Annotated in this window: 11 protein-coding genes; 5 read left to right on the forward strand and 6 right to left on the reverse strand. The window is 71.9% G+C overall.

Annotated elements, in window-relative coordinates; all coding sequences use genetic code 11:
• The first annotated feature begins 2 nt into the window (after window positions 1-2).
• From EDD40_RS01915 to EDD40_RS01935, 5 genes are read left to right on the forward strand one after another with little or no spacing between them, the layout of a single operon-like run.
• A complete protein-coding gene (locus EDD40_RS01915) occupies window positions 3-350 on the forward strand; it encodes a YbaB/EbfC family nucleoid-associated protein (protein WP_123741358.1) in 348 nt (115 codons plus the stop codon).
• Window positions 347-670, forward strand: coding sequence for a WXG100 family type VII secretion target (locus EDD40_RS01920; RefSeq protein ID WP_123741359.1), 324 nt, complete (start codon window positions 347-349; stop codon window positions 668-670). The genes EDD40_RS01915 and EDD40_RS01920 overlap by 4 nt, the downstream gene beginning before the upstream one ends.
• Window positions 667-1,575: a WXG100 family type VII secretion target gene (locus EDD40_RS01925; protein WP_211348054.1), complete on the forward strand. Its 909-nt coding sequence runs from the start codon at window positions 667-669 to the stop codon at window positions 1,573-1,575. The genes EDD40_RS01920 and EDD40_RS01925 overlap by 4 nt, the downstream gene beginning before the upstream one ends.
• Complete coding sequence (locus EDD40_RS01930) at window positions 1,572-2,501, forward strand: serine hydrolase domain-containing protein (protein WP_123741360.1); 930 nt, start codon at window positions 1,572-1,574, stop codon at window positions 2,499-2,501. Before EDD40_RS01925 ends, EDD40_RS01930 begins: the two co-directional genes overlap by 4 nt.
• Entirely contained in the window at window positions 2,498-3,565 is a 1,068-nt protein-coding gene (locus tag EDD40_RS01935; protein ID WP_123741361.1) for an alpha/beta hydrolase, read from the forward strand. The genes EDD40_RS01930 and EDD40_RS01935 overlap by 4 nt, the downstream gene beginning before the upstream one ends.
• 124 nt (window positions 3,566-3,689) lie before the next feature.
• On the opposite strand, the gene EDD40_RS01940 is transcribed toward EDD40_RS01935, so the two are convergent.
• The 6 genes from EDD40_RS01940 to treS all read right to left on the reverse strand — a co-directional run bounded on the left by EDD40_RS01940 (window position 3,690) and on the right by treS (window position 11,449).
• The gene (locus tag EDD40_RS01940; RefSeq protein ID WP_123741362.1) at window positions 3,690-5,285 is read right to left on the reverse strand and encodes a cellulase family glycosylhydrolase; all 1,596 of its coding nucleotides are present in this window, start codon (window positions 5,283-5,285) and stop codon (window positions 3,690-3,692) included.
• A 100-nt stretch (window positions 5,286-5,385) separates the two neighbouring features.
• The gene (locus tag EDD40_RS01945; RefSeq protein WP_123741363.1) at window positions 5,386-6,003 is read right to left on the reverse strand and encodes an alpha-ketoglutarate-dependent dioxygenase AlkB; all 618 of its coding nucleotides are present in this window, start codon (window positions 6,001-6,003) and stop codon (window positions 5,386-5,388) included.
• A 76-nt stretch (window positions 6,004-6,079) separates the two neighbouring features.
• The gene (locus EDD40_RS41335; protein WP_170184915.1) at window positions 6,080-6,247 is read right to left on the reverse strand and encodes a hypothetical protein; all 168 of its coding nucleotides are present in this window, start codon (window positions 6,245-6,247) and stop codon (window positions 6,080-6,082) included.
• Window positions 6,248-6,378: 131 nt separating this feature from the next.
• Window positions 6,379-8,505 carry a 1,4-alpha-glucan branching protein GlgB gene (gene glgB / locus EDD40_RS01950; protein WP_123741364.1) on the reverse strand — a complete coding sequence of 709 codons (2,127 nt, stop codon included), beginning with the start codon at window positions 8,503-8,505 and terminating at the stop codon, window positions 6,379-6,381.
• Window positions 8,502-9,770 (reverse strand): maltokinase N-terminal cap-like domain-containing protein, encoded by a 1,269-nt coding sequence (locus tag EDD40_RS01955; protein WP_123741365.1) that lies wholly within the window; start codon window positions 9,768-9,770, stop codon window positions 8,502-8,504. The genes glgB and EDD40_RS01955 overlap by 4 nt, the downstream gene beginning before the upstream one ends.
• A complete protein-coding gene (treS, locus tag EDD40_RS01960) occupies window positions 9,767-11,449 on the reverse strand; it encodes a maltose alpha-D-glucosyltransferase (protein ID WP_123741366.1) in 1,683 nt (560 codons plus the stop codon). Before treS ends, EDD40_RS01955 begins: the two co-directional genes overlap by 4 nt.

An 11,449-nucleotide genomic window follows, 5' to 3' on the forward strand; every position in this document is an offset into this window, starting at 1 on the left:
CCATGGATCCAGCGCAGTGGCTGGCGGACTACCGGGAGCGCCTCGAACGCGCGGCGCAGGGCGCCCGTGCGGCGAGCGCGAGCCTGCGCGAGGTGGGCGCGACCGCGACATCGCCTCGTGGTGAGGTCAGCGTGACCGTGAACGCCGGGGGACTGCTCGACGACGTCACGCTGACGCCGGCGGCACGCAGGTTGGAGGCCGACGCCTTGTCCGTGCTCATCGTCGCCACCGCGCGCGAGGCGCAGCGGCTGGCCGGCGCGCGGATGGCCGAGGTGATGTGCGGCTACCTCGGCGAAGGCGAGGCGCTGGAGCGGATCACCGACCACCAGCCCGCGGAGGTCGTGCGATGAGCCGGGGCGACTTCACCGTCGACCCCGAGCAGCTGCGCGGGCACGCGGGCAGGCTCGCGGGCTACGCCGACCGGCTCGCCGCGACGGGCGCCCGGTTGCCCGACGCGCTGGGGGAGCAGTCGCTCGGTTCGTTCGCCGGGTTCCTCACCGCCGGGTTGGGCGGCGCGATGGCCACGACGCTGGACGCGTTCGGCCACGTCGCGGCCGCGGTCGACCAGGCCGGCGGCGGCCTGAGGCAGGTGGCCGACCAGTACCAGCGCACCGACGACGACAGTTCCGCCGCGCTGACCGGGATCGGGACGGAGGTCGCCGAGTGGTGACGACACTGCCCCGCGCCGAGGCCGGCGAGACGTCACCGGACGCCGGCCGGATCGCCGCGCTGCTGGCCGAGCTGCGGACCGCGAGCGCCGCCGTCGACCGCAAGGAGTGGCTGTCGGGCGGGCTGGCCGGCGACCCGGACGCCCCGATCGGCACGATGAGCTCGACGGAACGGCCGCTGTCCGCGCTGGACGGCGCGGGCGTCGGGTTCCTCACCCCGATGATCTCGTTCCTGGAAGAGCCGCTCGACCAGCTGCGCGGCGACCCGGACTCGGTGTCCGCCCGCGCGGGCGAGTTCGACTCGGCGGGCAAGGACGCGACGTCCGTGGCCGACGAGTACCGGTCGTCGGTGGGCGCGGAGACCAGCGAGTGGTCCGGCCAGGCCGGGACGGACTACCTGAAAGCGGGCACCGAGCTGGCCGACGGCATCCTCTCGATCGGGGAGACCGCGCTGACCTCCGGCAAGGCGATGATCGCGGCCGGCGAGGTCGTGGCCAAGGTCGTCGCGGCCGTCACCCGGCTCATCACCGAGGCCCTCGCCAAGATCACGCCCATCATCACCCAGGCGCTCGCCGCCGCGCCCGCCACGTTCGGCCAGAGCCTCGCGGTGGCGATCCCGCAGTGCGTGCAGATCGCCGTCGAGTACGGCGGGAAGATCGCGGGCAAGCTGGCCGAGCTGCTGGCCGGCGGTGAGAACCTGATCAAGCTGGTGGAAGGCGCGCTCGGCGTGCTGAAGGTCGTCAAGGAAGTCGTGTCGTTCATCGGCGAGCAGAGCCAGTCGGGCCCTCCGAGTTCTCCGACCTCTCCGGGCGGCAAGCCGATCGGCGCGTCGGACCAGGCCACCGTGCCCGACGAAGACCCCACCCCGCCCCCGTCGACCACCTCGCGCGCGGAGGAACCCGCGTGACCGGCCGGAACCGCCGCCTGCTCGCCGGCGGCGTCGTCCTCGCCGTCACCGTCGCGGTCACCACGCCCGTCGCCGCGGTCGCCGCGCCGGCCGACCACCCCGCCACCCGGGCCGTGCTCGACCGCCACCAGGCGCAGGCCGGACCGGGCGCGGCCGTCCACGCCGGTGACGAGACCGGGTCGTGGACCTTGAGCAGCGGCGCCGCCAAGATCGGCCAGAACCGGCCGGTCACGTCGACCGAGCACTTCCGGATCGGCAGCCAGACCAAGACGTTCACCGCGGCGGTGGTGCTCCAGCTCGTCGACGAGGGCCGAGTCGCGCTGGACGCGCCCATCGGGCGGTACCTGCCCGGCGTGGTCACCGGCTACTCCAACGTCGCCTTCCTCGTGCTGGGCCTGCTGGTCGAACGCGTCACCGGCCGCCCGGCCCGCGACGCCATCACCGAACGGGTCATCACGCCGCTCGGGCTCACGCACACGTGGGGGACGCGGGCGCCGGCCGACCCGTACCTGCCCGGCTGCGTGGGCGGCAGGGTCGGCCCGTTCTTCTTCTGGACCGAGGGCACCACGGACACCGAGCTGACCTTCTGGAGCACCGCCGGCGCGGTGGCGTCCACGTTGGAGGACCTGGCCGCCTTCTACGGCGCGCTCCTCGACGGGCGGGTCGTGTCGGCGGCGGCGCTCGCCGAGATGCGCCGGACCACCGCGCCGGACCACTCGTACGGGCTCGCGCTGTCCAGGGTGGACCTCACGTGCGGCGGTGAGGCGTGGGGCCACAACGGGGCGCTGCCCAACGGGCACTGCTCGATCACCCTGACCACCGACGACGGCCGGTTCGCGTCGCTGGTCACCAACGGGAACGTGGTCAGCTCCCGGCTCGTCTCGATCGAAGTCCTGGACACGGCGTTGTGCGAGGAGGCGGCATGATCCGACGACTGACCGCGGTGGCGATCGCAGGGGTGCTCGGCCTGCCCGGCGCCGGTGCGCCCGCGACGGCGGCGAGCGGGCCGCCGGTGTTCACCGACGGCCAAGGGCTGACCGTGGTGAGCCAGCCCGCCTGGGTGGACGGCGACGAGCGGACGTTCGTGTTCACCGTGCGCACCGCCCAGGTGCCGGCCTACTCGGTGATGGAGGGGCAGGTCTCCGGCGAGCACACGATCATGGTGACCCTGCCCGAGGGCTACGACCAGGCCGCCGCCACGCGGTACCCGGTGCAGTACCACCTGCACGGGCACCCCGACCGCCCGAACACCGTCGCGAACCAGCGGATGTTCGAGGAGACCACGGTCGGCGTCCCGCTGATCACGGTGGCGCCCAACGGTTCCGGGCGGGGGTGGTACACGAACTGGCTGTACCCGCCCGCGTCGCTCGGCCCGCAGAACTGGGAGACCTTCCACCTGGACCAGGTGATCCCGTTCGTGGACGCCAACCTGCGCACGATCGCCCGCCGTGACGGGCGGGCGATCTCGGGGCACTCGATGGGCGGGTTCGGCGCCTTCCACTACGCCGAGCACCGGCCGGAGCTGTTCGGCTACGTCGGCGCGTTCTCCGGCGGGCTCGACCTGCTCAGCCAGGAACAGCGGGCGGCGGTCCTCGCGTCCACCCAACTGCCGGGGAGCGGCACGCCGACGGTGCCGGTGGAGTCCATCTTCGGTCCGCCGATCTGGCCGTTCGACGGTGGGTGGAACCGGGAGAGCCCGGCGCAGCACGTGGCTTCGCTGCGCGGCATGGGGGTGGCGATGTACACGGGGAACGGCGGGGATCTCACCGTGAACCCGGTGCAGGCCATCATCGAGAACCGGGCGTGGGCGACCACCGTGGTGACGAGGGATCACCTGCTCGCAGCCGGCATCCCGCACACGTTCGTCGACTACGGCAACGGCAGCGGTTGGGCCGAGGGGTGCACGGGCAAGCACGCCGAACTGCCGTGCCTGCTGGCCGACATGGACCACTTCGTGAACCTGCTGATGGCCACCCTGACCCACCCCTAGTCGGTGCGGCGTCGTCACCGTTCCCCATGCTCCGGTGACGACGCCACACCTCCCTGACCTGCGGTTTCGACGTGACCCAGCTCCACTGACGGGTGCCAGGGGAGCGACGCGTGCTAGCCGGAGATCACGCCGTGCACGAAGCCCCGCCCAGGGTCACGCCGGCAGGCGTGCTCGCGGTGCCGTTGGCGGTGAAGCCGAGCGCGACCGAAGCGCCTGCCCCGAGCGACGGGGAGTACGAGGGCGCCGTCACGGTGACGGTCGTGCCGCTCTGGCTGAACGTGCCGTTCCACCCGCTGCCGATCGTCACACCGGCCGGCAGGGTGAACACCACCTTCCACGGGTTGACCGCGCTCGTCGCGCTGTTCGTCACCGTCAACGACCCCTGGAAGCCGCCCTGCCACGCGTTGTCCTGCCGCCACACGGCCTTGCACGCCCCGGAACCGTTGCCACCGGACGTGGTGGTGGTCGTGGTCGTCGTCGTGGTGGTCGTGGTGCCGCCACCGGTCGGCGGGAGCAGGTAGGGTTGCAGGATCGACTGCTTGGCCTGGTTCACCGTGGTCCAGTCGTCGCCGACGATCCCGCCGGTGTCACCCGAGTTCGGGTTCCACGCCCAGTACGTGAACGAGATGCCGCCGACGCCCTTGCCGGTGTAGGCCATCAGGTTCTCCAGCCACACCTTGTCCTTCGGGTTGGCCAGCGTGGAGCCGAACTCGCCCATCATCAACGGCGCGGTGCCGTTCTTGTACAGGTAACCCCAGTACTTGTCCCAGATGGCGGGCAGGTTCGCCGGGAAGTCCGGCGCGGTGAACCACTTCTGCTCGAACACCGAGGTCGCGTACTCGTGCGGTGAGTAGACCAGCCGGTTCGCCACGTTCAGGCGCACCGGGAACTCGCCCGCCTTGGACAGGTTGCCGCCCCACCAGCCGCAGTCCTCGTCGTTGGACGGGTCGTTGTCCCACGTGTCGGACAGCCCGCCGCTGGGGCAGCTCACGCCCTCGACGAAGATCAGCCAGTTCGGCTGCACGGACAGGATCGCGTTGCCCGCCCGCTCGGCCGCCAGCCGCCAGTCGCGCTCCACGACGCCGCACCCCCAGCACGCGCCGGTGGCGTTGGGGTTGGTCCCCTCGGCGTGCGGCTCGTTGTGCAGGTCGGCGCCGATCACCGTGGTGTTGCCCGCGTACCGCTGCGCGAGCATCTTCCAGTCGTTGATCCAGGTGCTCTCGGGCACGGTCGCCGTGTACCAGAGCGCGGACTGCCCGGCGCTGGTCGGGCGGTGCCGGTCGAGGATGATGCGCATCCCCTTCTGGCCCGCGTAGTCGATGACCTTGTCCAGGATCTGCAACGGCGACAGCCCGACCAGGTCGGGGTTGGTGAAGTCGTTGACGCCCGACGCCGTCGCGCCCGGCTTGAGCGCGTCGTTGGAGAACGGCACGCGCAGGGTGTTGTAGCCCAGCGAGGCCATCTGGTCGAGCTGCTGCTTCCACGTGCGGCTGGACCACAGCCCGTGGAACGTCTTGTTGTCGGTCTCCATGCCGAACCAGTTGATGCCGGTCAGCCGGACCGTCGCGCCGGTGCTGTCCACGATCTTGTTGCCCGCGGTGTGCAGGTAACCACCGGCCGGGGCCGCCGTGACCTGTCCCGCCGTCGCCATCGCGACGACCCCGCTGACGGCGACCGCCGCCGTCAGCAGAGCGCCGAAGATGGATCTCCGTTGCCGCATACCGCTCTCCTTTGAGGATGTTCGCAACGCGTTCTGGGAGCGCTCCCAGACGGAGAGTAGTGACGGCGGTCATGCTTCACAAGCGCGAGATTCCAGGTGGTCAGCGCACTCCGCGCGGCCGGAACTGGATGCTCACGCGGGGTCCGACCGCTTTGCCCGCTTTGGGCACCGCGTGCTCCCACGTCCGCTGGCACGACCCGCCCATGACGATCAGGTCGCCGTGGCCGAGGGCGTACCGGACGGTCGCGCCGCCGCCGCGCGGGCGCAACGCCAACGCGCGCGGCGTGCCGACGGAGACGATCGCGACCATCGTGTCCTCGGTGAAACCTCGCCCGATCGTGTCACCGTGCCAGGCCACGGAGTCGCGGCCGTCGCGGTAGTAGCAGAGGCCGGCGGTCCGGAACGGCTCGCCCAGCTCGTCGGCGTACCAGGCGCTCAAGCCGTCCCGCGCCTCGGTCAGCACCGGGTCGGGGAGCGGGGCGTCCTCGCCGTAGAAGCAGAGCAGGCGCGGCACGTCGACCACGCGCTCGTACATCTGCCTGCGCTCGGCCCGCCAGGGCACCTCGGCGACTAGGCGGCGGAACACCGCGTCCGCGCCGGTCAGCCAGCCGGGGAGCACGTCGACCCACGCGCCGTCGCCCAGCTCGGTCCGCCGCACACCGGTCAGCGGGCGCAGCGCGGGCGCCTCGGCGCCGTCGTCGAACAGCGACACCTGCATGAGGTCAGCATAACCCGTGGATCGAACACCCGTTCGATCCCAATGGGCTCTATAGCTTCAGTGTTAACTGAAAAATTTAGGCATCCGGTTCGGGCTTGCGACGACGGCCACCGGCGCGGACCTGCTTCGACGCGTCGTCGGCCGACTCGGCCTGCGGCTGCCCGGCGGCGGCCGCGTCGGCGGTGCCCGGGTGGTCGGCGAGCAGGATGGCGGCCAGCTCGTCGTAGATAGGTGTGCTGCTCATGGAAGATCCTCTACCCCGTTTGGACGGAAGTTACACGCCTGTTCGGAGAGGGGCGCGGCCAGGGTTGCGAAACGATCGACGGCGAACGGGTGGGGCCCGGCCCGGGGGAGGAGAGCCGGGCCCCACCGGGGTCACGCCGGGGTCAGCCAGACCACGCCCGCCGCCGGCAACCGCAACGCCGCCGACGCGGGCAGGCCGTCCAGCGGTTCGCCGACCGCCGCCACCTCGCCGTTGACCACGCCCGACCCGCCGTACCCGGGCAGGTCGGTGTTCAGCGCCTCCCGCCACGGCCCGGTGCGCGGCAGGCCCAGCCGGTAGTCGTGGTGGGCCACGCCGGCGAAGTTGACCGCGCAGACGAGCACCGAGCCGTCCGCGCCGTGCCGCTGGAACGCGATCACGTTGTTCGCCGCGTCGTCGGCGCGGATCCAGGAGAACCCGTCGGGCGTGGTGTCGAGGGTGTGCAGGGCCGGTTCACGCCGGTAGACCTCGTTGAGGTCGGCGACCATCCGCTGGATGCCGCGGTGGTAGTTCATCCCGCCGTGCTCGGCGAGCAGCCACCAGGGCAGCGAGTCGTCGGCGTCCCACTCCCACGGTTGGCCGAACTCGCCGCCCATGAACAGCAGTTGCTTGCCGGGGTGGGCCCACTGGTAGGCGAGCAGGGCGCGGACGCCCGCGGCCTTGCGGGCGTCGTCGCCGGGCATGCGCTGCCACAGGGAGCCCTTGCCGTGCACGACCTCGTCGTGGGAGAGGGGCAGGAGGTAGTGCTCGCTCCACGCGTACTCGATCGAGTGGGTGATCTCGTGGTGGTGGTGCGCCCGCCGGATGGGGTCGTTGCGCAGGTAGCGCAGCGCGTCGTGCATCCAGCCCATGTTCCACTTGAAGTCGAACTCGAGGCCGTCGTCGTCGGTGACGCCGGGCCAGGCGGTGGACTCCTCGGCGAAGACCAGCACGTCGTCCGGCGCGGCCTCGTTCAGCTCGCGCAGGAACGCGACCGCCTCCAGGTTCTCCCGCCCGCCGTGCTCGTTGGGCAGCCAGTGGCCGTCCGGGCGCGAGTAGTCGAGGTAGAGCATGGAGGCCACCGCGTCGACCCGCAGCCCGTCCAGGTGGAACTCGGTGAGCCAGTAGAGGGCCGAGGAGACGAGGAAGTTCCGCACCTCGGGACGGCCCAGGTCGAACACGAGCGTGCCCCAGTCGGGGTGTTCGCCCCGGCGCGGATCGGGGTGCTCGTAGAGCGGTGTGCCGTCGAAGCGGGCCAGCGCCCAGGCGTCGCGGGGGAAGTGGGCGGGCACCCAGTCGAGGATGACGCCGATGCCGAGGGAGTGGAGGTGGTCGACCAGGTGCCGGAAGTCGTCGGGCGTGCCGAACCGGGCGGTGGGCGCGTAGTAGGAGGTGGCTTGGTACCCCCACGATCCGCCGAACGGGTGCTCGGTGGCGGGCAGCAGCTCCACGTGGGTGAAGCCCATCTCCCGTGCGTACTCGCCGAGCTCGACGGCCAGCTCCCGGTAGGAGAGGCCGGCGCGCCAGGAACCGAGGTGCACCTCGTACACGCTGATCGGGGCGCGGCGCCAGTCGACGGTGCGTCGGCGGGCGATCCAGTCGTGGTCGTGCCACTCGTGGTGGGTGTCGGCCACGACGGAGGCGTTGGCGGGTGGGACCTCGGTGGCGAAGGCCAGGGGGTCGGCGTGCTCGTGCCAGCCGCCGTCGGCGCCCAGGACGCGGAACTTGTACCGGCAGCCGGGTCGCACGCCGGGCACGAACAGCTCCCAGACGCCCGCGCCGAGGTGGCGCATGGGCGTGCCCCGGCCCACCCACGCGTCGAAGTCGCCGGCGACGCGGACGCCGCGGGCGTTGGGCGCCCACACCGCGAAAGCGACGCCGTCGTCTCGCGGGTGGGCGCCGAGCACGTCCCAGAGCCGGGGGTGCTCACCGCGGGCGATGAGGTCCAGGTCGGTGGGTGACACGGTCGGTGGGTGCGCGTAGGGGTCTTCGACCACGCGTGGTCCTCGGCCGGTGTCGACTTCGAACCGGTAGTCGGTGACCGGGCCGGGGAGCAGGCCGGAGAACAGGCCGTGCGCGAGGTCGGTGAGCGGGTGCCGGACGCCGTCGGCGACGACGGTGACGGCGTGCGCGCCGGGTTGCAGGGTGCGCACGACGGTGCCGGGTCCGGCGGGGTGCGCGCCGAGGAGGGCGTGCGGGTCGCGGTGGTCGCCGACCAGGAGCCGGTCGACCTCTTCGAGGGGCGGGAGGACGGCGGTCATGACGCGGCTCCGAGGATGCGGGTGATCGCGCCGAGGGGGATGGAGACCCAGTCGGGGCGGTGCGCCCGTTCGTAGGCGACCTCGTAGACGGCTTTGTCCAGTTCGAGGGCGTGCAGCAGGGCGGGTTGCCCGCGCGGGTCGTCGAGGACTTCGGCGTAGCCGTCGCAGAACGCGTCGCGCATCCGCTGCGCCCACGCCGTGTCGGCCGCGCCGCCGTGGTGGGCGGCGTAGTCGAAGGAGCGCAGCATGGTGGCGACGTCCTGGAGCGGGTGGCGCAGCGCGTTGCGCTCCGCGAGGGGCTGCCCCGGTTCGCCCTCGAAGTCGATCAGGGTCCAGCGGCCGTTCGCGCGCAGCACCTGCCCCAGGTGCAGGTCGCCGTGCACGCGTTGCAGGGTGAACGGTCCGCGTGCGGCGCGGACGCGGTCGAAGGCCTCCCGCAGGGCCCGCTCGTGCGGCGCGAGCTCCGGGATGCCGTCCGCGAGCGCGGCGAACCGCAGGTGCAGGCGGTCGGCGGTGTCGGAGAGGTCGTCGACGGCGATGTTGCGCGGTTGGAACGCGCGGGCCAGGGCGCTGTGCACGGTGGCGACGGAGCGGCCCAGCTCGGCGGCCTCCCCGGCGAACGCGGCGCGGTCGGTGGTGGCGAGGGTCCAGCCGTCCTGGGCGTCGGGCAGGAACTCCTGCAGGATGCCGAGGGCGGCGGGGACGCCGTCGACCTCGGTGGTGAGGGCGCCGAGCATCCGCGCGACGTGGTGGGCGCCCACGGCGTGCAGGGCGCGGTGGAGTTCGATGTCGGGGTGCGGGCCGGGCAGCACCCGGCGGAACAGCTTGAGGATGTACCGGTCGCCGAGGATCAGCGACGTGTTGCTCTGCTCGACGGGCAGGACCCGGGCGGGCAGGTCGAGCGCGACGCGGGCGCCGGGCTCGGTCTCGAACACGGGTCCGTCGGAGGTGCCGTGGAGGCGTTCGAGGAGCCGGGACATCAGCTCGCGGTCGTGGGTGGCCGCGTAGACGACGCCGTGGGGCGTGTCGAGGATGGCGGCGTCGGCGAGGTCGTCGGGCAACGACGGCCGCTTGCCCAGCAGCAGCTGGTACTGCTCGCCGTCGACGGACACGAGGGCGTGCAGCAGCGCCGGGTCGCCGTGCAGCAGCGGGGTGACGCGTTCGAGGCGCACGGCCTGCGGCGTCCGGTCCTTGGCCGCGTACCAGCGCTGGCGGGGCAGCCAGTCGGTGAGCGCGCCGGCGAGGGTGTCCACCGCGGTCGTCATGACGCACCGCCTTCGAGTCGGAACCAGTAGAAGCCGTGCCCGGGGAGGGTGAGCTGGTAGCGCTCGCCGCTCACGGCGGGGAACCGCGAGCCGCCGGTGAGCTCGACCGGCACGGCGCCGTCGAGGCCGGGCAGCTTCACGTCCACCGCCTGCGGGTGGCTGGAGAAGTTGAAGACGCACAGCAGCGTCTCGTCGTCGTGGTGGCGCAGGTAGGCGAGCACGGCGGTGTTGGACACGTCGGCTTCGGCGAACGTGCCGAGGCCGAAGGTCTCGTGCTCGCGGCGCACCGCGAGCATCCGGCGGGTCCAGTTGAGCAGGGACGCCTGGACGGGCCGCTGGGCCTCGACGTTGACGGCCTGGTAGCCGTAGACGGTGTCGCTGACCGCGGGCAGGTACAGCTTGCCGGGGTCGGCGGTGGAGAACCCGGCGTTGCGGTCGGGGGTCCACTGCATCGGGGTGCGCACGCCGTCGCGGTCGGGCAGCCAGATGTTGTCGCCCATGCCGATCTCGTCGCCGTAGTACAGGACGGGTGAGCCGGGCATGGACAGCAGGACGGCGGTGAGCAGCTCGTGCTGGGCGCGGTCGTTGTCCAGCAGGGGAGCCAGGCGGCGGCGGATGCCGACGTTGGCCTTCATCCGGGGTTCCGGGGCGTACTGCTCGTAGAGGAACTCGCGTTCCTCGTCGGTGACCATCTCCAGGGTGAGCTCGTCGTGGTTGCGCAGGAACAGGCCCCACTGCGCGCCGGTCGGGATGTCCGGCGTGCGGGCCAGGATCTCGGACACCGGCAGCGCGGACTCCTTGCGCAGCGCCATGAACAGGCGGGGCATCAGCGGGAAGTGGAACGCCATGTGGCACTCGTCGCCGCCGACCTCGGGGTCGCCGAAGTAGTGGGCGACGTCGGCGGGCCACTGGTTGGCCTCGGCGAGCAGGACCCGACCGGGGTACTCGTCGTCGACGACCTTGCGGACGAGCTTGAGGAAGTCGTGCGTCTCGGGCAGGTTCTCGTTGTTGGTGCCGTCGCGCTCGAACAGGTAGGGCACGGCGTCGAGGCGGAAGCCGTCGATGCCCAGGTCGAGCCAGAACCGCAGCACGTCGAGCATGGCGCTCTGCACGGCGGGGTTGTCGTAGTTGAGGTCCGGCTGGTGGGAGAAGAAGCGGTGCCAGTAGAACTGGTTGCGCTCGGTGTCCCAGGTCCAGTTGGACTTCTCGGTGTCGATGAAGATGATGCGGGTCTCGTCGTAGCGCTGGTCGGTGTCGCTCCACACGTAGAAGTCGCCGAACGGGCCCTCGGGGTCGCGGCGCGACTCCTGGAACCACGGGTGCGCCGACGAGGTGTGGTTCATGACCAGGTCGGTGATGACCTTCATGCCGCGGCGGTGCGCGGAGTCGAGCAGCCGGACGAAGTCGCCCAGCTCGCCGAACTCGGGGCGCACGGCGCGGAAGTCGCTGATGTCGTAGCCGCCGTCGTTCATGGGCGAGGCGTAGAACGGGGGCAGCCAGACGCAGTCCACGCCCAGCCACTCCAGGTAGTCCAGCTTGGACTCGAGGCCGGCGAGGTCGCCGACGCCGTCGCCGTTGGCGTCGGCGAAGGCGCTGACGAGCACCTCGTAGAAGACCGCCCGCTTGAACCAGTCCGCGGCGCCGGGGTCGGTCAGGGCTCTGTCGTTGTTGCGGGTCAC

This window comes from Saccharothrix texasensis (assembly GCF_003752005.1).
Lineage (GTDB): Bacteria > Actinomycetota > Actinomycetes > Mycobacteriales > Pseudonocardiaceae > Actinosynnema > Actinosynnema texasense.

What these genes read in the sequence shown, in the direction of transcription:
- EDD40_RS01935 (WP_123741361.1), top strand. Translation starts at nt 2,498, where the DNA reads ATGATCCGACGACTGACCGCGGTGGCGATCGCAGGGGTGCTCGGCCTG.
- EDD40_RS41335 (WP_170184915.1), bottom strand. Translation starts at nt 6,247, where the DNA reads ATGAGCAGCACACCTATCTACGACGAGCTGGCCGCCATCCTGCTCGCC.
- EDD40_RS01945 (WP_123741363.1), bottom strand. Translation starts at nt 6,003, where the DNA reads ATGCAGGTGTCGCTGTTCGACGACGGCGCCGAGGCGCCCGCGCTGCGC.
- EDD40_RS01940 (WP_123741362.1), bottom strand. Translation starts at nt 5,285, where the DNA reads ATGCGGCAACGGAGATCCATCTTCGGCGCTCTGCTGACGGCGGCGGTC.
- EDD40_RS01920 (WP_123741359.1), top strand. Translation starts at nt 347, where the DNA reads ATGAGCCGGGGCGACTTCACCGTCGACCCCGAGCAGCTGCGCGGGCAC.
- EDD40_RS01915 (WP_123741358.1), top strand. Translation starts at nt 3, where the DNA reads ATGGATCCAGCGCAGTGGCTGGCGGACTACCGGGAGCGCCTCGAACGC.
- glgB (WP_123741364.1), bottom strand. Translation starts at nt 8,505, where the DNA reads ATGACCGCCGTCCTCCCGCCCCTCGAAGAGGTCGACCGGCTCCTGGTC.
- EDD40_RS01955 (WP_123741365.1), bottom strand. Translation starts at nt 9,770, where the DNA reads ATGACGACCGCGGTGGACACCCTCGCCGGCGCGCTCACCGACTGGCTG.